Origin of the sequence: Salinicola aestuarinus (genome assembly GCF_003206645.1) — a bacterium.
Taxonomy (GTDB): Bacteria; Pseudomonadota; Gammaproteobacteria; order Pseudomonadales; family Halomonadaceae; genus Salinicola; species Salinicola aestuarinus.
In genome coordinates, this window is record NZ_PZJP01000004.1 from 159,953 (window position 1) to 181,064 (window position 21,112).

Annotated in this window: 20 protein-coding genes; 12 read left to right on the plus strand and 8 right to left on the minus strand. The window is 63.4% G+C overall.

Annotated features, from left to right (window positions below; genetic code table 11):
* Window positions 1–6 precede the first annotated feature (6 nt).
* Together glmS and DOM41_RS04665 are read left to right on the plus strand one after the other, a co-directional pair.
* Window positions 7–1,863 (plus strand): glutamine--fructose-6-phosphate transaminase (isomerizing), encoded by a 1,857-nt coding sequence (gene glmS, locus DOM41_RS04660; protein WP_110685675.1) that lies wholly within the window; start codon window positions 7–9, stop codon window positions 1,861–1,863.
* 281 nt (window positions 1,864–2,144) lie between these two features.
* The gene (locus tag DOM41_RS04665) at window positions 2,145–3,224 is read left to right on the plus strand and encodes a GlxA family transcriptional regulator (protein ID WP_110685676.1); all 1,080 of its coding nucleotides are present in this window, start codon (window positions 2,145–2,147) and stop codon (window positions 3,222–3,224) included.
* Between the two features lie 29 nt (window positions 3,225–3,253).
* Here the strand turns inward: DOM41_RS04665 and DOM41_RS04670 are convergent, their stop codons facing one another.
* From DOM41_RS04670 to DOM41_RS04685, 4 genes are all read right to left on the minus strand, one after another.
* Window positions 3,254–4,051, minus strand: coding sequence for a metal ABC transporter permease (locus DOM41_RS04670; RefSeq protein WP_110685677.1), 798 nt, complete (start codon window positions 4,049–4,051; stop codon window positions 3,254–3,256).
* Window positions 4,052–4,140: 89 nt separating this feature from the next.
* Entirely contained in the window at window positions 4,141–4,947 is an 807-nt protein-coding gene (locus DOM41_RS04675; RefSeq protein ID WP_157956836.1) for a metal ABC transporter ATP-binding protein, read from the minus strand.
* Window positions 4,940–5,857, minus strand: coding sequence for a metal ABC transporter solute-binding protein, Zn/Mn family (locus DOM41_RS04680; protein ID WP_110685679.1), 918 nt, complete (start codon window positions 5,855–5,857; stop codon window positions 4,940–4,942). Before DOM41_RS04680 ends, DOM41_RS04675 begins: the two co-directional genes overlap by 8 nt.
* Before the next feature lie 113 nt (window positions 5,858–5,970).
* Window positions 5,971–6,888, minus strand: coding sequence for an oxidoreductase (locus tag DOM41_RS04685; RefSeq protein WP_110685680.1), 918 nt, complete (start codon window positions 6,886–6,888; stop codon window positions 5,971–5,973).
* A gap of 202 nt (window positions 6,889–7,090) precedes the next feature.
* On the opposite strand from DOM41_RS04685, the gene DOM41_RS04690 reads away from it, so the two are divergent.
* Window positions 7,091–7,636, plus strand: coding sequence for an HdeD family acid-resistance protein (locus DOM41_RS04690; protein WP_110685681.1), 546 nt, complete (start codon window positions 7,091–7,093; stop codon window positions 7,634–7,636).
* 81 nt (window positions 7,637–7,717) lie between these two features.
* On the opposite strand, the gene mltA is transcribed toward DOM41_RS04690, so the two are convergent.
* Complete coding sequence (gene mltA / locus DOM41_RS04695; protein ID WP_110685682.1) at window positions 7,718–8,848, minus strand: murein transglycosylase A; 1,131 nt, start codon at window positions 8,846–8,848, stop codon at window positions 7,718–7,720.
* 201 nt (window positions 8,849–9,049) lie between these two features.
* Here mltA and pdxY point away from each other — a divergent pair, with 201 nt between their 5' ends.
* From pdxY to DOM41_RS04735, 8 genes are all read left to right on the plus strand, one after another.
* Window positions 9,050–9,922 carry a pyridoxal kinase PdxY gene (gene pdxY, locus DOM41_RS04700; RefSeq protein WP_110685683.1) on the plus strand — a complete coding sequence of 291 codons (873 nt, stop codon included), beginning with the start codon at window positions 9,050–9,052 and terminating at the stop codon, window positions 9,920–9,922.
* 5 nt (window positions 9,923–9,927) lie between these two features.
* Complete coding sequence (locus tag DOM41_RS04705; RefSeq protein WP_110685684.1) at window positions 9,928–10,800, plus strand: DUF72 domain-containing protein; 873 nt, start codon at window positions 9,928–9,930, stop codon at window positions 10,798–10,800.
* Window positions 10,801–11,721: 921 nt separating this feature from the next.
* On the plus strand, window positions 11,722–12,030 hold the full coding sequence (locus tag DOM41_RS04710) for a hypothetical protein (RefSeq protein WP_110685685.1): 309 nt from the start codon (window positions 11,722–11,724) through the stop codon (window positions 12,028–12,030).
* 51 nt (window positions 12,031–12,081) lie between these two features.
* On the plus strand, window positions 12,082–13,008 hold the full coding sequence (locus DOM41_RS04715; RefSeq protein WP_110685686.1) for a DUF4339 domain-containing protein: 927 nt from the start codon (window positions 12,082–12,084) through the stop codon (window positions 13,006–13,008).
* A 26-nt stretch (window positions 13,009–13,034) separates the two neighbouring features.
* Entirely contained in the window at window positions 13,035–13,349 is a 315-nt protein-coding gene (locus tag DOM41_RS04720) for a TM2 domain-containing protein (protein ID WP_110685687.1), read from the plus strand.
* Between the two features lie 270 nt (window positions 13,350–13,619).
* Window positions 13,620–14,135, plus strand: a complete 516-nt coding sequence (locus DOM41_RS17360; RefSeq protein ID WP_157956837.1) for a hypothetical protein — start codon at window positions 13,620–13,622, stop codon at window positions 14,133–14,135.
* 353 nt (window positions 14,136–14,488) lie between these two features.
* Window positions 14,489–15,034, plus strand: a complete 546-nt coding sequence (locus DOM41_RS04730) for a hypothetical protein (RefSeq protein ID WP_110685689.1) — start codon at window positions 14,489–14,491, stop codon at window positions 15,032–15,034.
* 455 nt (window positions 15,035–15,489) lie between these two features.
* The gene (locus DOM41_RS04735) at window positions 15,490–16,836 is read left to right on the plus strand and encodes a sodium-dependent transporter (protein WP_110685690.1); all 1,347 of its coding nucleotides are present in this window, start codon (window positions 15,490–15,492) and stop codon (window positions 16,834–16,836) included.
* Between the two features lie 175 nt (window positions 16,837–17,011).
* Here DOM41_RS04735 and DOM41_RS04740 read toward each other — a convergent pair whose 3' ends face one another.
* Window positions 17,012–17,200, minus strand: coding sequence for a PA3496 family putative envelope integrity protein (locus tag DOM41_RS04740; protein WP_110685691.1), 189 nt, complete (start codon window positions 17,198–17,200; stop codon window positions 17,012–17,014).
* A 249-nt stretch (window positions 17,201–17,449) separates the two neighbouring features.
* Between DOM41_RS04740 and hexR the strand changes: the two genes are divergently transcribed.
* The gene (gene hexR, locus DOM41_RS04745) at window positions 17,450–18,310 is read left to right on the plus strand and encodes a transcriptional regulator HexR (RefSeq protein ID WP_110685692.1); all 861 of its coding nucleotides are present in this window, start codon (window positions 17,450–17,452) and stop codon (window positions 18,308–18,310) included.
* A 149-nt stretch (window positions 18,311–18,459) separates the two neighbouring features.
* On the opposite strand, the gene serA is transcribed toward hexR, so the two are convergent.
* Window positions 18,460–19,710, minus strand: coding sequence for a phosphoglycerate dehydrogenase (gene serA, locus DOM41_RS04750; protein ID WP_110685693.1), 1,251 nt, complete (start codon window positions 19,708–19,710; stop codon window positions 18,460–18,462).
* Between the two features lie 233 nt (window positions 19,711–19,943).
* Window positions 19,944–21,110: a zinc-dependent alcohol dehydrogenase gene (locus DOM41_RS04755; RefSeq protein ID WP_110685844.1), complete on the minus strand. Its 1,167-nt coding sequence runs from the start codon at window positions 21,108–21,110 to the stop codon at window positions 19,944–19,946.
* Window positions 21,111–21,112 lie beyond the last annotated feature (2 nt).

The following is a 21,112-nucleotide window of genomic DNA, read 5'->3' on the forward strand; positions in this document are numbered from 1 at the left end:
TCGATCATGTGTGGAATCGTCGCCGCGCTGGCTGCGCGCAACGTGCAGGGCATCCTGCTGGAAGGGCTGAAGCGTCTCGAATATCGCGGTTACGACAGCGCCGGCATGGCAGTGATGGAGAGCGGCGCGCTGATGCGCCAGCGGGCACAGGGCAAGGTCGCCGCGCTCGAGGAGAAACTCGCCGAGCGCTCCCTGACCGGTAGCATCGGCATCGCCCACACTCGCTGGGCGACCCACGGCAAGCCCTCCGAGGTGAACGCTCACCCTCACCTTGCAGGCGATCGTGTCGCGATCGTTCACAACGGCATCATCGAGAATTTCGAACCGCTCAAGCGTGAGCTCGAGAGCGACGGCGTGGTATTCGAGTCCGAAACCGATACCGAAGTCGTTGCTCATCTGATCGATCGCGCCTTCGCCACATGCCACGATCTGCTGGCGGCCGTGCAGTCGGTTCTGGCCAGAATCGACGGCGCCTATGCGCTGGCGGTGATGCACGTCGACGCCCCGCGGGAGATCGTCGGCGCGCGCAAGGGGAGCCCGCTGGTGGTGGGCGTGGGGATCGACGAGAACTTCCTCGCCTCCGACACGCTGGCGCTGCTGCAGGTCACCGACCGCTTCGTCTACCTGCGGGAGGGTGACGTGGTGCGCCTGTCGGCGCGTCACGGCATCGAGGTGTTGACCGCTGACGGCGAGCCGGCCGCGCGTGACGTGCAGGTCTATGAGCATGGCGACAGCGCCGCCAGTCGCGGCGACTACCGGCACTTCATGCTCAAGGAGATTCACGAGCAGCCGGCAGTGATCGCCGCCACGCTGGAGGGCCGACTGAGCGGCAGCCACGTGCTGGAGAGCAGCTTCGGCGTCGGCGCCAGGGCGCTGTTCGAGCGGGTCAAACAGGTGCACATCATCGCCTGCGGCACCAGCTATCACGCCGGTATGGTGGCGCGCTACTGGCTGGAGAAACTCGCCGGGATTCCGACCACGGTCGAGGTCGCCTCCGAGTATCGCTACCGAGACGTCGTGGTACCGGAGAACACGCTCTTCGTGACACTCTCGCAGTCCGGCGAGACCGCCGACACGCTGGCGGCGCTGCGCTATGCGACAAGCCGCGCCGACGACCTCACCGAGCAGGATGGCCAGGGCTATCTGGCGACGCTGGCCATCTGCAACGTGCCGGGTAGCTCGCTGACGCGGGAGTCTGATCTGTCGCTGATGACCCAGGCCGGGCCGGAGATCGGCGTGGCTTCTACCAAGGCCTTCACCACCCAGCTCGTCGCGCTGATGTTGCTGACGCTCGCGCTGCGGCGCTCACGCGGCGACGAGCGTGAGGCGGCGCTCGTGCAGGCGCTGCGGGGGCTGCCGGGCGTGCTCGATCAGGCGCTGGCCATGGATGGTCCCATCGCCGCGCTGTCGGAGGCCTTCGCCGAGAAGCATCACGCGCTGTTCCTGGGGCGTGGTACGCAGTACCCGATCGCACTGGAAGGCGCGCTCAAGCTGAAGGAGATCTCCTACATCCACGCCGAGGCCTATCCCGCCGGCGAGCTCAAGCATGGCCCGCTGGCGCTGGTCGATGCCGATATGCCGGTGATCGCCGTCGCCCCCAACGACGAGCTGCTGGAAAAGCTGAAATCCAACCTGCAGGAAGTCCGTGCCCGCGGCGGCGAGCTTTTCGTCTTCGCCGACGAGGGCGTGGCGTTGACCGCCGCCGACAGTCTGCGCGTACTCCACGTGCCGGCGGTGGACGAGTTCCTCGCGCCCATCGTCTACACGCTGCCGCTGCAGCTGCTCTCCTATCATGTCGCCGTACTCAAGGGCACTGACGTCGATCAGCCGCGCAACCTGGCCAAGAGTGTCACTGTCGAGTAAGCGGGGGCGAGTCAGGGATGGGTGAGCGTGAAACAGGAGGTTGGGTAACGCTGCAGTGGGCGATCGGCTGACGCCCGGCTGGTGCCGTGACGCGAGGCGACCCGGTCATCTGTGGGTGTTGCCCGCTCCATAGCCGAATGCGACGTCTTCTGTAGTGAATGCGATCTTCAGGCCGGAGCACTATTGACCTGATGGCACATGGGAATGACGCTGCTCGCGGGGGTCGCCCACGCGAGCCCGAACCGTCTCCGACCCGCGTTGGCGCTGCCGTGAGAGAAGCCGTGCGAGACTCCTTTGCCAGTGTTCTGAAGCACAAGAACATGACTCACCTGCGACAGCGCTCCCCGAGCGGCCAGGTGGGCGTGCGTCGGGCGGCGTTCGTGCTGCTCGACAATTTCTCGCTGATGGCCTTTACCGGCGCCGCCGATGCGCTGGTGACCGCCAACCTGATGGCGCCGTCGCCACGCTACGACGTCAGCGTGGTCGGGTCCTCCGGGGCGCTGGTCACCAGCGATCTGGGCATTGCCATCTCCACCGACTGCTCGCTTGCCGATCTCGATGCCAGCGGCCACGACATACTGGTGGTCTGTGGTGGCTTTCGCGTGCCGCTCGCGACGACACCGGTGCTTCGGCACAAGCTGCGCAGCGCCGATGCCAAGGGAGCGATTCTGGGCGGGCTCTGGAACGGTGCTTTCTTTCTGGCCGAAGCCGGCCTGCTCGACGGCCACGACTGCGCGATTCATCCCGACTCCCGCGCGACGCTGGCCGAGCTCTTCCCGGGGGTGGGACTCTCGCACCGCTCCTACGTCGTCGAGCCGCGCCGGGTCACCTGTGCCGGCGCCAACAGCTCGCTGAGCATGATGCTTGACCTGATCCGCCACGACAGCGAGAGCGGTCTGGCGGATGCCATCGACGAAGTCTTGAGCTGCGACAAGTCGCAGGAGCTGCTCGATGTCTCCGTGGTCTCCATCGACTGCAATCCGACGCTGCCCAACCCTTTGAAAGCCGCGCTTTCGGTGATGCACAACCATATCGAGGAGCCGATGGAGGTCGAGGCGATCGCACAGCGCGCCGGCGTGTCGCGGCGCCAGCTGGAGCGGCTGTTTCGTCAGCACGTCGATGTCGGCCCGGCGCGCTACTACCTCGAGTTGCGGCTGACCCACGCGCGCCAGCTACTGCAGCAGACCAACCGCACGGCGACGGACGTCGCCATTGCCAGCGGCTTCATCAGCATCACCCACTTTCGCAACTGCTTCCGCGAGTTCTTCCACATCACCCCCGGCGAGTTTCGTCGCCGCCAGGCCGGCAAACCGTCGGCACACGATCAAGACGCCGCTATCGGTCTCGCCTCGACGCAGTGAACACGCCTTGATGACGCGGGTTCATCGCCTCAGGCGAGACGTCGGGTCAGCCGGCTCAGCGCATAGCAGCCGAAACTCAGTGCACCGATGCATGACGACGCCGGCAGGTTGGCGTAGTAGGAGAGCACTAGCCCGCCCAGCGACTGAGTGAGCGCGAGTCCGGCAGTGAGCACGAGACCCGCGCCGACTCGTGGACACCAGGCCTGCGCCGCGGCGGCGGGGCCGATGAAGATGGCGAAGCTCAACAGCGAGCCGATGACGGGTACCGCCACCGCGGCCGCTGCCCCCACCAATAGCAGAAAGAGCGTGTCGATTGCCCTCACCGGGATGCCGCGCGCGCGCGCCGCTTCGGGGTTGAGACTGGCGAAACGCAGCGGTCGAAAGATCGCGGCGAGGGCGCCGAGCAGCACCAGGGAGACGACGATGATCCAGCGGATCTGGTCGGCATCGATGCCGAAGACGCTACCGAAAAGAATACCGATGGCGGCATTGGCGTTGGCGCTGTAGAGATTGATGAACAGCGCGCCGAGCCCCAGCGAGAACATCAGGATCATGCCCACGCTGATATCGCGCTCGCCCATCTCGCGTCCCGCCAGTGCCATCACCAGCGCCGCGCCTATCACGAAAGCGAGCAGGCCCAGCATGGGGTCGGCGCCGATCAGCGACGCGCCGGCGGCGCCGGCAAACCCGATGTTGCTCAGCGCGTGGGAGGCAAAGGCCTGGCGACGGAGGACGACGAAATAGCCGACGAGCGCCCCCATCAGCGCAATGACGGTGGTGGCAGCGAAAGCGTGCCGCATGAAAGCGAACTGCAGAAATTCGGGCATGATCGACACCCAACGTGACACCGGCAGCGACACGGCCGGCTGAAAGCGTGAAATGAAGTGAGCGTAAAAGGACAGGGCGGCGCGAAGCCCTAGCCGGCCTCCGCCAGTGCCCGGCTCTGGCCGCCTTCGAAGACAAAGCGCCTTCCGCTGTCACGAATGACCCGCATCGGCGTGGCGTAGAGCTCACTCAGCGTTCGTTCGCAGATGATCTCGTCGACGCTGCCGATCCGCCCGCGTCCTTGTGCCAGGTAGAGCACACGGTCGCAGGCACCGAGCACGGGATTGATGTCGTGGGTGCTGAAGATCACCGCGATGCCGCGCTCGGTGAGACGCCTCGCCACGGTCACGATCCAGTCGCGAGCCGCGGGGTCGAGTTGAGAGAGAGGCTCGTCGAGCAGGATCAGGCGCGGCTGTTCGACCAGCGCCTGTGCAATGAGCAGCCGCTGGCGCTGACCGCCGGAGAGCGTCGAGAGCCGCCGCTCGGCGAGATCCCTGGCCCCGACGGTGTCGAGCGCGGCGTTGACCGCCTCGCGTGCCCGGCGCCGGGCACGCGGCAGTGCGACGCCGAGCCGGTGGGCGTTGCACGCCGCGCAGACGAACTCCCGGCCGATCAGCGCATCGTCATGCGCGATGCCCGCAGCCTGCGGCACGTAGGCGGTCTGTCGCCGCATTCGGCAAGGCTTGTCACCGAGTACCCGCAGCTCGCCACTGTGCGGAGCGATCAGACCGAGGATGGACTCGAACAGCGTCGTCTTGCCCGCCCCGTTGGGGCCGACCAGCGCCGTGAAACTGCCCGGCTCAATCCGAAACGACAGCGCTGAGAAGGCCGGATCGCTGCCCTTGCCGGCGGCGATGTCGCGTGCTTCCACCGCCGGCACTGTCGTGTTGTCAGCCACGTTCGGCATCGACCTTGGCGTCGTCCAGCGCCTCGTGGATCGACTCGAGCTGACGGATCTGCCACTCGGCGTAGTCCTCCCCGTTCAGCGGAATCGCGCTGACGCCGACCACCGGCAGTCCCGCCTGCCGGGCGGTGTCCACCTGACTCTCGGTGAGCCGGTTGTGGACCTGCTGGTTGTAGATCAGCAGGTCCACCTTGCGGGATTCGAGTGCCTGGGTGAAGGTCGCCACCTGCCGGGCGCTCGGCTGATGGTTGCCCATCGAGGCGAACTGGATGTCATGAAACCGGTTCTCGTAGCCCAGCAGCGCGATCATGTAGCTGTAGACCGGCACGGTCGCGGTCACGCTGAGATCGGGGTAGTCCGCGATCAATGCCTGAACGGCGGCGTAGACCGGTGCCAGCTGGCGCTGGAACGTCGCCAGATTGGCGCGATAGTCCTCGGCATTCTCCGGATCGATGGCGGCGAGTGCGGAGGCCACGCGGCTCGCCGTCGTCAGCATGATTCGCGGTGAATAGAACACGTGTGGATTCTCGTCGGCCATGACCAGGTGGCTGCCGGCGTCACTGGCCCGCACTATCCGGCGGTCTTCGCTGGCGGTGCTGTCGAGCAGCGGCTCCATCCAGCCATCGAAGCCGAGGCCATTGAGGACCACGAGATCGGCGTTCTGGAGCTGGCGGGCAATCTGGGGATCGGCACGAAAGGCGTGCGGATTGACGTCGGGGCTGTTCAGCAGCGACACCACGTCGACGTGATCACCGCCGATGGTCTCGATCATGCTGCCGTAGCTGCTCTCGGCCGCCACGGCATCGATGGCCGCCGAGGCCGGTTGAGCGACCGTGACAGCAGCCAGCAGGAGCCCGAAGGCGGGCAGTCGGGAGAGCAGGGCGCGGGCGCGAAGAGGAGGCATGAGCGGGATCCAGTGCAGGGAAAGTATAATATGCTATAACATAACATCTAAGAGGGAGGCGAGGTAGCCCCGCATGGCCTGGTCTCGTTCATCGCCCGATGCGTGGGGTGCCGCTAAGGCGTCGGCCAGACCGCACCGGTCAGCTCGCAAGCCACGTCCCATAGACGATCCTCTACCGCGCGATCCTGCGCAGCCTTGCTGCGATGGGCGCGCCTGGGCTTGCCAGTGGTCTCACTAAAGCCATCCGGGCCGAAGTAATCGCCGCTTTCGGCCTCATCGCTCAGGGCAGCGTGCAGCGTCGGACGGGCGCCGGCGGCCGCGGTCTGGCTGATCAGCGGCATCACCAGCTTGAATGCCTTTCCCATCAGCGCCCGGCTCTTGACCCCGGTATCGAAGAGCGCGGTGCGTGAAAGCCCGGGGTGGGCCGCTACGCTGAGCACGTTCCAGCCGTTGGCATCGCTGCGCCGGGCGAGCGCCTGCGCGAACAGCAACATGGCCAGTTTGGACTGGCGGTAGGCTCGCCAGGCGCCGTAATGACGACCGCCGTCGAGATCATCGAAGTGGATGCTGGCGCTGCGGTGAGCAAGGCTCGACAACTGCACGACGCGGGGCGCGTCAGCCGCCTCGAGCAGCGGCATCAGCAGGCTGGTGAGCAGAAAGTGGCTCAGAAAGTTGACCCCGAACTGACGCTCGATGCCGTCTTCCGTGAGCTCGCGCTGCGGTAGCGCCATGATACCGGCGTTATTGATCAGTCGGTCGAGCGAAGACTCCTCCCGACGAAGCGCCTCGGCGAAAGCGCGCACGGATGAGAGGCTGTCGAGATTCAGTAGCGCGAAGTGGACGTCGGCATCGGCGTGATGCTGTCGAATCGACTGACAGGCGATCTCGCCCTTCTCGGGACTGCGTGCCGCCAGGATCACACGGTAACCCGCCTCGACGAGTCCCTTCGCGGTCTCGAATCCCAGCCCGGCAGTGGCGCCGGTGACGACGGCCAGCGGGGCACGCGAGAGGTGGGAGGATGCATCCGACATCGAGTCGCTCCTTGGTTCGGTCAGGAAAACTATCGACGCCGCCGGGCAGCGCGACATCGGTGATCGATCACCCAGCCCCGGGTAAATGACGGCATCCCTGTCTATGGTGAAGGACGAAGAGACGCGCTGACTGGGGCGGCAGCCGCTTGGGGTGGCGCGTTACGAACACAGGATAGCCGAGCCGCCAGCGCGGGAGCGACGAATGGCAACGAGAAGTCTGATTGGGCGCAGTTGGGGCATTCTGGCGGCGTTGGGTGTGATCGCCGTCATCTTCGGGTTGATCGCGATCTTCCGCCCCCTGGGGGCGATCGCCGCCCTCACCTGGATCATGGGGCTACTGGCGCTGGCAGAAGGCGTGGCAACGCTCTACATGGTCGCGACGACGTACCAGGGCGCGGGGCGACGCTGGTTGCTGGCTTATGGCGTGATATCACTGCTTTTCGGTCTGCTGGCGCTTTTCGACCCGCTCTCGCTGGCCAGTGCGCTGCTGGTACTGGTCGGGCTCTGGTTGATCATCGCCGGGGTCTACCGGCTGCTGCTGGGGCTGCGCCTTCGGCGCGGCGTGCCGGGCGAGGGCTGGACCGTACTCAGCGGCGTGCTGGCGCTGCTGCTGGGTATCCTGCTGGTGGTAAGCCCGCTCAGCGGCCTGGTCGCCACCGCCCTGTGGATCGGCATCGTGGCGCTGCTCTATGGGATCATTCAGATCGTTGCCGCGCTTCGCGTCAAAAAGCGCTTCGCGGCGGCCTGAGGCGGGTTGGGTGCGCCGGCGCTGTCGCATGAGAGCGGCCGACGCCCCCAGCGGGCGCCGGTATCGAGCGAGGCGCGACGGCTACGGCTTTGGCATCAGGACCCACATCTTGCCGCGCTGCTTCATCCGGCTCGCCGCTTCGCCGGCGGCATCGCCGTGTCCCCAGTAGAAGTCCGCCCGCACGGCGCCCTTCACCGCGCTACCGGTGTCCTGTGCCACCATCAGCCGCTGCAGGGGTTGGTCGGATAGCGGCTGGGTCGTGGAGAGGAATACCGGTGCGCCCAGTGGAATCTCGCTGGGATCCACGGCGATGCTGCGTTCCGAGGTCAGCGGCACGCCGAGTGCGCCCACCGGGCCGCTGGTGTCGGCGAGCGCTTCGCTACCGGTCAGCTCGCGGAAGAACACCATGCGCGGATTGACGTTGAGCATCGACTCCACCTGATTGGGATGGTGGCGGGCCCAGTCCCTCACGCCGGCGAGGGTGGCTTCGGCGGGCGTGATTTCGCCGCGCTCGATCAGGCGCCTGGCAAAGGACTCGAACGGCTGGTTGTTGGTACCGGCGTAGGCGACCCGCATGGTGCTGCCGTCGGCCATCTCGATACGTCCGGATCCCTGAATCTGTAGATAGGCCGCTTCCACCGGGTCGTCGACCCACACGAGCTCGGTGCCATCGAGATCGCCGCTTTGCATCAGCGCCGCGCGGGTAGGGCCCACGTGCGTATGACGTTTCCAGTAGCGAGGATAGCGATAGAGTGGTGTCTGGTAAGGGCCGCCGCGCACGCGAGAACCGCGCAGAATCGGTTCGTAGTAACCGGTGATCAGCCCCGTGGCGCTGCCGTCGTCGTTGGTGACCTGATAGGGAACGAAGCGGCTCTCGAAGAAGCGTTGGATGGCGCCGGCGTTGAGCGGGTCGACGCGGCGGGCATCAGCACAGACCTCACGCCAGAGCGGCTTGCGCTCGAGCCGTGAACAGCTCTCGCGAAAGGCGCTCCATGCCGCCATCGGCTGATCCTGACTCCAGCCGGGCAGCTGGTGCCAGCTCGTCTCGCGGGCAGGCTGTTCAACGCGTCTTTCCGCCTCGGTACCTGAAACAGAAGGGGCGCGGGGGGCGCTCGAGCAACCGGCAACGAGCAGCGTCAGCAGAGCCATGAGCAGAACAGAGAGCCGCTGAGGGGAGAAAACGAACGCGAAAGGCCGCCCGGCTGAGAGCATGGAGTGTCGATCCTTGAAAACACGGCCGGCACCGGGGCGCGGCAGTTGTCCGATAAGAGAGCGTGAAGCGAGAAGTCAGCTTGCGCGAGGATATCCCCGCCGTGGGGTGGCGTCGAGTCACCCTGCCGGCCAACTCCCGCTGCAAGTTCTGCGGCCTGCGCATTACACTGGGCGCTTTCCGTTTCGCGGCAGGAGCGCTCCATGACCCACGTTATTTCCATCCAGAGCCACGTCGCCTATGGCTACGTCGGCAATCGCGCCGCCGTGTTTCCGCTCCAGCGTCTGGGGCTCGAAGTCACTGCGATCAATACCGTTCAGTTCTCCAACCACACCGGCTACGGCGCCTTTACCGGCGACGTCTTCAGTCCGGAACATCTGCAGAACGTGCTCGACGGCGTCGAATCGCTGGTCGGGCTCAGCGGCGTCAACGCCGTGCTCTCCGGCTATATGGGTGACGAAGGGATTGGCCGGGCCGTGCTGGACAGCGTCGACCGCGTCAAGCAGGCAAATCCCGAAGCGCTCTACTGCTGCGATCCGGTAATGGGTGACATTGGCCGCGGTTTCTTCGTGCGCGAGGGCATTCCTGAATGGATGCGCGATCACGCCGTCTCGCGGGCGGACATCGTCACGCCTAACCAGTTCGAACTCGGCTTTCTCGCCGGGCGCGAGGTGAAAACGCTCGACGACGCCCTAGCCGCCACCCGCGCGCTGCGTGCCAAGGGACCAAAGGTCGTGCTGGTGACCTCCCTCGAACTCGAGGGTGACGAGGACGAGCACATCGGCATGCTGGTCGATGCGCCCGCCGGCAGCTGGCGGATCGCCACGCCCCGGGTGGATTTCGTCATTCCACCCAACGGGGCCGGCGATTTCACGGCGGCGATGTTTCTTGCCCACAGTCTGCGCGCCGGGGTCACCGACGAAGGCCCTGCCCGTGCGCTGGAGCAGACCGCGGCTGCCGTACACATGCTGTTCGAGCACACCCGCCGCGCCGGCACGCGGGAGCTTGCCATGATCGCCGCCCAGCAGGATATCGTCTCTCCGACGGTGACGCTGCACGCCGAGAAGGTTCGCTGACACCGATGACGCTGAACGACGCGCCCGCACCGCCGCTCTACCTTGGCATGGCGATGTGGGCCAACAGCGACTGGCGCGGCACCCTGCTCCCCGCCCATGGCGATGCGAGCCTGACCGACTATGCCGGCATCTTTAATGCGGTGGAGGGCAACACCACCTTCTACAGTGGCCCACCCAGCGTCGACACCGTCGCTGCCTGGGCGGCGCAGGCCCCTGCCAGCTTCCGATTCTGCTTCAAGCTGCCTGGCGAGCTGACCCATCGCCAACGTCTGCGCGGCACCGATGAGGCGTTCACTCACTTCATCCAGCGTCTAGCGCCCCTGCATGACCGTCTTGGCCCACTGATGGTCCAGCTACCTCGGGATTTCGGCCATGCCGAGCTGCCTGCGCTGGAGCATCTGCTCTCTCGCTGGCCTAGTGGTATCCCCTGCGGGGTCGAGGTGCGAGCCCCTGAATTCTTCCTCAAAGGGGGCGCCGAACAGGGATTTAACCGCTTGTTGATAAGTCAAGAGGCGAATCGCGTTTTGCTCGACGTGCGTGCCCTTTTCTCCACGGCCGCAGGGCTTGACAAAAAGCTTGCAGCAGCTCAGGGAGAAAAGCCCAAAGTCCCGTTACACGTGCTCTCCACGGCGGTCAACCCTGTCGTTCGCTTCATCGGCCACTTCGACGAGGCCATTAATCAAGTCCGTTTCGAGCCGTGGATAGAACGCCTTACCCTGTGGATAAAACAGGGGAAAACCCCTTTTCTCTTTGTGCATACGCCGGACAATCGAGAGGCACCACAACTCGCCCGAAACCTGTATCGCCAGCTCGCCGAGCGCGTTGAATTACCGCCACTCGGGGAGTTCGCGGGCGAACGACAGGAATCGCTGTTTTAGGTATTGCTGAATCAGGCTGTTGATAATTCATCTCATGCCCGAGACCCCGAAAGGCATGATCAGCTTGGCTTCAACCGACCTCTGGGGCGATCCACTCGCATCAAAGAGTGGGAACCTGGCGTCACGAGTCGGCGAAATCAGGTTCTGAAAACGCAAGCGGGTTACGACGATCGCGTCGACAGGCCGATGCCAACGGCGACCGCCCCGTGCACTGACCTGCCAGGCGTGTCATTCCTCTCAGGTGTCGACGAGGCTGCCTGCCTCCGAGGTTGCGAAAGAACGCGGATCGACCGCGAGCGCGCCTGCCAGTCTCTCGGGCGTTTCTCTCTAGCGTTTCTTTCAAGCGTTCTTCGTCAGCGTCTCAAGTATCCCCTGCGGGCGTACCGAGACTGAAGCGTGTCGCTGACCGTCAGGCAGTAGCTATTCGACAGTCTGCCGTGACGATCAGAAATGACAGTGGGCGTTGCGCCTCAATGAAGATTGCCAGCCATTGTTGGGTTACTGGATAAGGGGGCGCCGCCTGTCGTCGTCAGTCACCCCAGCACGCCTTTCGAGCGAAAAGTAGTCGAATTAAAATTTTTGTATCGATAAGTAATTATTATAGGAAAACGCTAAATGAAGTTTGGGTTAAAACTTGCCATCGTCTCGGAATTCCACCGGGCAGGAGGGACCGGCACGACGGCCTCTAGCGGGCCAGTGAGCGCGCGCAGCGCCCGTGAATCGTGCCTTGACGGCGCGCAAGTCAAATATTGAACGTGTCCGACTCGACTCTCAACTGCCCTGCCAACGGCCGTCGTCTAACGCAAAAAGTGCCCTCGACGCCCGCTCGACAGTCGGTTGAATAAATAAAATTCATCGCTTAATCTCCCGCGCTTCCTTTTCAAGCCATCACTTTAAAATAAGCGACTCGGGGACTCTTTCATGGGACTTGCCACTGCTGGCGTCATTCTTAACGTGCTGTTAGCGGCGGCCGTCGCCTTCAACGTGACTCAAGATCTATCCGGTACGGCCGCGACTGTCTTCCTCTCGCTGACGGCTGCTTCCCTGGCGGCGACGATCGTGGGTTTTCTCCTTGCCCTCAGCGATCGTAAGGGGCGAATGGGTCCCATTCTGATGATCGTTGGTTCGATCCTTTTCGTCCCCGGTGGGCTCGTTGCCGTCTTCGGTGCGAAACGTCTCATGAGCCAATCGAAACAGGATCAGCGAGCTCAGGAAAAATTCGAGTCCTGATGACATAGGCGCCACCCGGTGGGTGCGCTCGTATCGCCGCAAGGAGACGTCGTGTCGCAATCTGATCCTTTCAACGACCACTGGTATTACCAGGATGGCGGCAACGTCCGTGGGCCCTTGTCCAAAGAACGCATGATCGTTGCGATCATGGATCGAGACATTGGCGCGGATACGGCAGTCTGGAACACCAGCTGGCCGGAAGATGCCGCGACAAAGCCGCTGAGTGACACGGCGCTCGGGGACTATCTAACGGATGAGGCAAGAGAGAGACATCAGCCCCAGCCCGTCAGCGACACCCTGGCTTGGGTACTGGCACTCTTCCCGCTCGCTTTCTTATTCATCGATAGCGCGCTGATATACAACTATAGCCCTGTCGTGTTTGACGATGGCTACCTGTTTGCGGTGCCGATCGTCTACTCGCTGATTGCGCTGGTGGATGCCTTGAGCATCCGAGACAGCGGCCGCAGCAGGGCACCCCTCTACTGGTTTTGGGTCATCCCGGTCTATCTGGCGGTCAGGGCGCACAAGCTCAGGCGAGGCGTTCGTTTCTTCTGGATGTGGTTGGTTTCCTCGGTGCTTTATGGCGTCGTCGTCTTCGGTATCGTCGATGGCGGCTACTTCTTGCCGTCCTCTCGTCCGCTGCCGGCCTGCTCGAGCCCGATGGTCACCGAGACCAATAAAGCGCTCTTCGATGAGGCAGTCGCCCAAAGCAGCAATCCTTACGGCGCCATGTCCCGGTCGCTTCAGAATGCGATCGCCGGCGAGTATGGCAATCCCTATGCCAATGGCTATTCGACCTACATGCCCAGCCCGAAAGCCACTGACATCGTGGACGTCGAAGAGGTGGGGGAAACGGAAACGGTTCGCTCATGTCAGGCGGTCGTTGCCACGTCCCATGGCCCCGATGTGCCGATCGATTACCGCGTTACCCGTGTAGACGGCGGTGTCGAAGTCGAACTACGGTCCCGCGAGGGCTGACTTTTCTATTCACCAAGAGTTAAAAAATGGAAAACAGTGATATTCAAGGCCCGCAGAAAAATCGAATCCTTGCCCTGATTCTCTCCATGGGGTTCGGGTTTTTGGGGCTTGATCGGTTTTATCTGGGGAAATGGAAGTCCGCGCTCTTCAAGGTGATAACGATCGGGGGGCTCGGTCTTTGGTGGTTCATCGATGCCACGATCCTGCTTGTCGATGCCTTCCTCTACTCACTGGGCAAGCAGAAGGGCATGATGAAAGACAGCCAGGGCAGGGAATTGAAGTACGGACTCTCGCTTTATCGCCTTCACAACGGATCCTTCGAGCAGGACTGGTTCAAGTAGTCGAGCCGACGAAAGCTTGCACTACGGAGTCCTCGAGTGGGCCATTGCGTCATAATAGGCGGCGCGGTGTTTCGGCTGAACGATCTCGTTGGGAATCGGCACGCAGGCCTGGCCATCAGGCCGGCGCGTCGACGGCTTGGATAATCACCCAGGCTAACGGCGTCTCACGAGGCCAGCGAAGCGTCGTAACTTGCCAGCCATTGTCGTAAAGTATGGCGCGCAGAATCGTCCGCCGAATTGGGTGTCAGCCTTGATATAGGGGAAGTCAAAGTGATCGTCAGGAACGCAACTATCGCCGTTGCCGCCGTCTCCATCGCCATCGTGTTGAGTGGTTGCAGCACCGTTGCAAAAACGTCGAAGCAGAGTGATTTCAGCTATTTCGAAAATCACGACGACTTCGATGATTCGGATCGAAGCGCTGTCTCTACCCCTACGGAGAGCTCTGATAGAGACGCGAGCCTATCCTGGGAATGCATGAGCGATGGCCTCAACGTTATCTATACGCACGGTACCTATTATGGCGGCGATGACGATGACGACATTCTCGTTCGCTATCGAATCGACGAGCAGGAAGCGTCCGATCAGATGTACTGGCGGCTCCTTGTCGGCAATGAAGCGTCCTACATTCGGATGAACCGCGTCGACCAGTTCACCGAAGAAGCGAAAGCCGGCAGTGAGATCCGACTGGAAGCGATCGATCCGCTCGATGGCGAACGGCTGATTGATACTTTCTCCCTGGTCGGTCTTTCAGACGCCCTTGGAAAACTCTCCTGCTACGGACAATAAACGTCCACTCGGCTCACTCTCGGCGCGGGCCAGGCCCGCGCTGGCCGAGCGAAGCGATCTCAGTCCCTCTCACTGTTTTATCCACACCCCGTAGGTCACCTCCCTATCCGGGGCGGGATCGTTTTCCAGTCCGCTGATTCCACTCCATAGCCACGTTGAATGGGGTGAGCGATTGGCCCTGAGCGCCCTGCGCCTCAGCGGCGATTCGGATCATGGGCGATGCTGTTGTTCGAGTGAATCGAGAGTCAACGGGCCAACGGCTCGAAATTTCCTACCGGTTCCGCCAATCTAACCCCTGGCTGCTCGCACGCGGGCAGGACCCCCGGCTTCGTTTGAGCAATCGAGTATCGACAATGGATTCGCTGACCTTCATTTCGAGTCTTGTCCGGTCGTTGGCCTGGCCGGTGTTTGCACTGATCCTCGCGCTGCTTTTCAGGGATCAGATCCTGCAGTTCGGCACCTTTATTAAGAAGCTGCGGGCGGGCCCTTTCGAGGCGGAGCTGGAACACGACCTGGAGCAGTTACGATCACTGCTCCCCATGCACCGCACCGCTGCTGGGGGGCGGGCAGATGATGACGTCGGGTTTCTCACGACACTGGCCAAACGCCACCCTCGAACGGCCATTCTGGAATCCTGGACTCAGCTGGAACAGGCGGCTCGCGCAGCCGTGCGATCGCAGCAGCAAGGAGAGCCTGGTCAGGATCACGTAGCTGTCGCTCGGCTACCGGAACCGCTGGTCCGTGCAGGGCTGATCGATCAGCCGCAGGTGACGCTCTATCATGAGCTACGTCGTCTGAGAAACGATGTGGCGCATGCGACCGCGCACGAACCGACAAGAGAGGCGGCAAGCGCGTTCGTTGCGCTAGCCACGACGTTGCACACCCGTCTGACGCCTTGAGCCTTGTCCCGCTTGCCCCCGAGGCGTGGGGAGGCGGGCGTTGCCTGTCGAGCCGTTCCTGCGGCGAATCCTTGGCGCCGTTGCCCGTCACGCCGTCGAGCCCAATACGGTCTGTCGACAACCGACTCGCTCGATGGGTGGCGCTGGGGCCATCGATCGGTCACGAAGCCTGCCGAGCGACGGGACTGACAGCAACGACGCCATAGCGAGGCAATATCCAGCAGTCCGGATAAGACAATAACGGCTGCTCAGAAACGCTGAGGTAGTGGGATCGTTTGCCGCACGCGAAATCGATAGCGGGATTTTTCGAGGTGACGGCTTTTTCGCTCCATGGCGCGGAACCTGGGGGGATGAGTCGTTATAATCCGGCGCGGAAAACAACGCAGGCAAGGTGCGGGAGGCGATGCTTCTCGCCTTTTGCAGTCTCCGACAATAGCGATAGTGACGGTGAATCAATGGCGAACAAGACGCATACCCACGCGCAGTGGTCATCGCGCACGGCATTCGTGCTGGCCGCGACCGGCTCGGCGGTGGGGCTGGGCAATATCTGGAAGTTTCCCTACATGGTGGGCGAGAGCGGCGGCGCGGTGTTCGTGCTGGTCTATCTCTGCTGCATCGCGCTGATCGGCCTGCCGATCCTGGTCTCCGAGTGGTTGGTGGGCCGCCGTGGGCAGTCCAACCCGATCAATTCGATGCTCAAGGTCAGTCGCGATGAGGGGCGCTCACCGGCGTGGGCACTGGTGGGGCTTGCCGGGGTGCTGGGCTCGTTTCTGATTCTGTCTTTCTACAGTGTGGTGGGCGGCTGGTCGCTCAATTACACCTGGGGCTCGGCGACCGGCGGGGTCGGTGAATCGGCGGGCGTGGCCCTCGGCGACTACTTTGGGGCGTTGCTCGAGCAGCCTTGGACGCTCTTCGGCTGGCACACGCTGTTCATGATCGTGACCTTCGCCATCGTCGCCTGCGGTGTCAAAGGCGGGCTCGAGCGCGCTGCCAAGTGGCTGATGCCGCTGCTGATCGTCGCGCTGGTGGTGCTGATCGGTTATGGCACGACCACCACCGGCTTCGGTCAGGCGGCCGACTTCATGTTCTCGCCGGACTGGAGCAAGCTCAATGGCAGTGTGGTGCTGGCCGCTCTGGGGCATGCGTTCTTCACGCTGTCGCTGGGCATGGGGATCATGATGGCCTACGGCTCCTATCTCGGTCAGGACGTCGATCTGATCAAGACCGCGCGCACCGTGGTGATCCTGGATACGGTGATCGCGCTGGCTGCCGGCATGGCGATCTTCCCGGTGGTCTTCGCCAACGGGCAGGATGCTGGCTCCGGCCCGGGGCTGATCTTCGCGACGCTTCCGGTCGCCTTTGCGGATATGCCCGCCGGCATGCTCTTCGGCACGCTGTTCTTCGCGCTGTTGACCATCGCCGCGCTGACTTCGGCGATCTCGCTGCTGGAGCCGGTCACCGAGTTCCTCGAGGAGCGTACGCCGCTACCGCGAATCGGTGCGGCGCTGGTGGCGGCACTGGCTGCCTGGGCGCTGGGCATCGCGGCGCTGCTGTCGTTCAACCTCTGGTCAGGCTTCACCCCGTTCGGGCTTGGCGTGTTCGATCTGCTCGATACGCTGACCGCCAAGTTCATGTTGCCGCTGACCGGCCTCGGCGCGATCGTCTTCGTTGGCTGGTTCGTGAAGAGTGAGGGCGTCAACCAAGAGCTGGCACTCGGCGGCACCGGCGAGATGATCTGGCGAATCGTTTCCCGCTTTGTCGCACCGATCGGCGTGATCGTGGTGTTCGTCTCCAGCCTGTGAGACGCGTCTAGACCGGTGTCCTGCGGGCGAGCCGAGCTATAGCGGCGCTCGTACCACACCACCGAGAAGCGGCCGCGCCGGAGCGATCCGGGGCGGCCGTTTTTGTCATGCCAGCCGCAACTCATTCGGTTACCGCCATGCGAGCCGGCCGCGGTTCACGACAATCAGAGCGGCCTCAGTTCGGCAGCTCGGCAATCTCGTCGGAGAGTTTGCGGGTCTCCTGACGACGTTCGATGCCCCGTCGGGCCTTGAGATAGCGCACGGCGGCGCGACGCTTGCGCTGCTCGTGCGCGTCGGCTTCGAGATGCATGAAGATGTCGAAGATTTCGCTTTTCAGCGTGTGAAGATCGTCAATCGAGTTCATTGATGGAATCTCCCGGCAGGCTCGGTTCCATTGGGTGGATACCGGCCTTGATACTATATCCGGCTTTACAGGTGTGTGAATCTCCCGACGAAAGTGGCATGTGCTCGATGTCGACGCGGCCACAATCGGGCTTTTCGCGCTGCCTGGCGGGGCGTGCGTGTCCGCGGCGACGGGAGTCGGGCATAATCGGCGCCACGATAGGCAGCAACCCAGCGTGAGATCCGAGATGCCGAAACCCGAGAATCCGTCATGAGTCATTCGCTTTTTGATGAACTTCGCGTGCACATGGACCAGCTTCGCCGCTCCGAGCAGAAGGTGGCGCGCTTCGTGCTGCGTCATCCGGAGGAGGTGATCCTGATGCGCATCACCGATCTGGCCAGCGAGGCCCAGGTCAGCGAGCCGACGGTGATCCGCTTCTGTCGGGCGATGAACATGGCCGGTTTCCAGGAGTTCAAGCTCAAACTGGCGCAGATGATGGCCAAGGGAAGTCAGTACGCTCAGTTCAGTCTCAACGATGGCGAGAGTGTCTCGGCGTTTTCCCATGGCATTTTCGATAGCACGATCGACACCCTCACCCAGGTGCGTGATCGACTCGACAACGATGCCCTCGGGCAGGCGATCGCCGCACTGGTGGTCGCCAACCGGGTAGAGTTCTACGGCTACGGCGCCTCGGGGATCGTTGCCGCCGACGCTCAGCACAAGTTCTTTCGCCTGCAGATTCAGTCTGCCGCCCACAGCGATCCGCACATGCAGGCGATGTCCGCCGCAACGCTCAAGAAGGGCGATGTCGTGGTGGCGATTTCCCAGACCGGGCGCACGCGGGCGCTGGTCTCCAGCGCCAAGACGGCGGTCAAGGCCGGCGCCACGGTGATCGGTCTCTGCCCCAGCGAGTCACCGCTCTCCCGCGAAGTGACGCTGACGCTGCCGGTAGACGTCCAGGAAGATACCGAGATCTATATTCCGATGACCTCGCGGATCGCGCACCTGCTGACCATCGACGTTCTTGCGGTGGGCGTCGCCAAGAACCGCGGCCCCCAGATCAGCGGACAGCTCAAGGCGATCAAGAAAAGCCTCGGCGCGCTGCGCGTATCCGGTAGTGCCACGCCCTGAGGCGTTGGCTTGCCGCCTGCGGATCACGACAAAAGGCCACCCGGCNNGCCGGGTGGCCTTTTTTGAGCGCGATCGAGACCGAGACCCGACCGCTTTCTGCGAGACCGGCGGCAAGACCCCGCGCAGGGTCTCGCCGCCATGACCGGCCGTCAGGCGCGGTAGTCGGTCTCGGAGTAGAGCACCCGCAGGCGCAGGGTGTGGTTGACCTGCTTGAGCGCTTCCAGTGCCTTGTCGCCGTAGCCCTTGTCGACGTCGATAACCACGTAGCCCACCTGATCGTTGGTCTGCAGGAACTGACCGGCAATGTTGATATCGTTTTCCGACAGTACCCGATTGATCTCGGAGAGCACCCCGGGCACGTTCTCGTGAATGTGCAGCAGACGATGCTTGTCGGGGTGCGAGGGCAGTGCGACCTCGGGGAAATTGACCGAGGTGATGGTGGTGCCGTTGTCGGAGTAGGTCACCAGCTTCTCGGCGACTTCGACGCCGATGTTCTCCTGGGCTTCCAGCGTAGAGCCACCGATGTGCGGGGTCAGGATGACGTTCTCCAGCCCGCGTAGCGGCGAGGCGAATTCTTCGTCTGCGCCCTTGGGTTCGACCGGGAAGACGTCCACTGCCGCGCCCAGCAGCTTGCCGCTCTTGAGCGCCTCCGCCAGCGGGTCGATATCGACCACCGAACCGCGGGAGGCGTTGATCAGAATACCGCCCTGTTTCATCAGCGCGATCTGTTCGGCGCCGATCATCCAGCGCGTCGAGGCCAGATCCGGCACGTGCAGCGTGACCACGTCGGCGCGGGCCAGCAGCTCCTCGAGGCTCCCCACCTGGCGGGCGTTACCCATGGCGAGCTTGGTCACCACGTCGTAGTAGAGGACGTCGAAGCCAAGCCCCTCGGCAAGTACCGAGAGCTGCGCGCCGATGCTGCCGTAGCCGACGATACCCAGAGTCTTGCCGCGGGCCTCGTGGGAGTTCTTGGCCGACTTCAGCCAGCCGCCCTGATGGGCGCGAGCATTCTTTTCCGGGATGCCGCGCAGCAGCATGATGGTCTCGGCCAGTACCAGTTCGGCCACCGAGCGAGTGTTGGAGAAGGGCGCGTTGAAGACCGGGATGGCGCGTTTGAGCGCGGCGTCGAGGTCGACCTGGTTGGTGCCGATGCAGAAGCAACCTACCGCGGTCAGTTTCTCGGCGGCGGCGAAGACCCGTTCGGTGAGCTGGGTCCGCGAGCGCAGGCCGATGAAGTGAACGTCACGGATCTTCTCGATCAGCGCCTCTTCCGTCAGCGACGTCGAGAGCGTTTCGATATTGGTGTAGCCCGCGTTCAACAGCGAATCCACGGCGGACTGATGAATGCCCTCGAGCAACAGGAATTTGATCTTGCTCTTGTCCAGAGACGTCTTGGCCATTGGGGATCAACCTTTCTTCATCGGCTTGGCGCGACAGTGACGCAGCGAGTCTCGCTGCAGGGGTAGAGGACCGGCTGAGCCGTCGCTAGGGCCGCGGCGGTAGCGGTCTCAAGGGGGGCATAGCGTATCACAGGCGTCGCGTTTCGAGACGAAAACGACGCCCATAGCCATGAAGGGGCGGTGTCGATAAGGCAGGCGCGCCCCGGTCACCCGAGGCGCGATGAGCTGCTGGCTCAGGGGGTCAGCACGATCTTGCGGCAGTCGTCCGTCTTGGCGTCGAACATCTGGTAGCCCTTGGCTGCATCCTCGAGCTTCATGCGGTGGCTGATGATCGATTCCGGCGCGAGCGTGCCGTCCTGAATCGCTTGGAGCAACGTCGGCAGGTAATGGTGCACGTGCGTCTGGCCGCCTTTCATGGTCAGACCCTTGTCGAAGAAGTCTCCGATCAGGAAGCCATCCACTGCGCCGGCGTAAACGCCCGGAATGCTGACGTTGCCGCCCCGGCGCACCGCTGCCAGGCACTGGTGTAGAGCGATGTCGCTGCTCTGCACCTCGAAGCGATCCATCGACGGCAGCTTGCCGCCGTGGCCCTTGGACTCATAGCCCACGGCATCGATCACTGCGTCCACACCACGGTAGCCGTCGGTCATCTGGATGATGGCGTCGGCGACGTCCTCGACCTCGTCGAAGTTGAGCGTCTCGACACCGTAGGTCTGCTTGGCGAAATCCAGGCGATAGGGCTGGTTGTCGATCATGATGATGCGCTCGGCGCCCTCCATGCGGGCACAGGCCGCCGTCAGCAGACCGACCGGGCCGGCACCGAAGATCGCCACGCTGGAGCCCTTCTGAACGCCCGCGTTGAGCACTGCCTGATAGCCCGTCGGCAAGATGTCGGACATAAACAGGACCTTTTCGTCCGATAAGCCCTCGGGGATCGCGTAGGGGCCGGCGTTGGCCTGGGGCACGCGGACATACTCCGCCTGGCCGCCGGGGACGCCACCGTACATGTGCGAGAAGCCGAAGAGTGCCGCCGGGGCGGGAATCGACTTCTTGTTCAGGGCACCGCCGTCATCGGGATTGGTGGTCTCGCAGGCGGCGTAGAGCGCGTGCTGACAGAAGAAACAGCTGCCGCAGGCGATGACGAACGGCACCACGACGCGGTCGCCCTTCTTCACGCTGGTGACCGCTGAACCGGCCTCCTCGACGACGCCCATGAACTCGTGGCCGAATATGTCACCGGGTTCGGTGGCGGGCATGGCGCCCCGGTAGAGGTGCAGGTCCGAGCCGCAGATCGCCGTTGCGGTGACGCGCAGAATGATGTCGTCGTCCGCTTGGAGCTGGGGTTCGTCAACGTTATCGACGCGTACGTCCTCGGCGCCGTGATAAACGAGTGCTTTCAAGA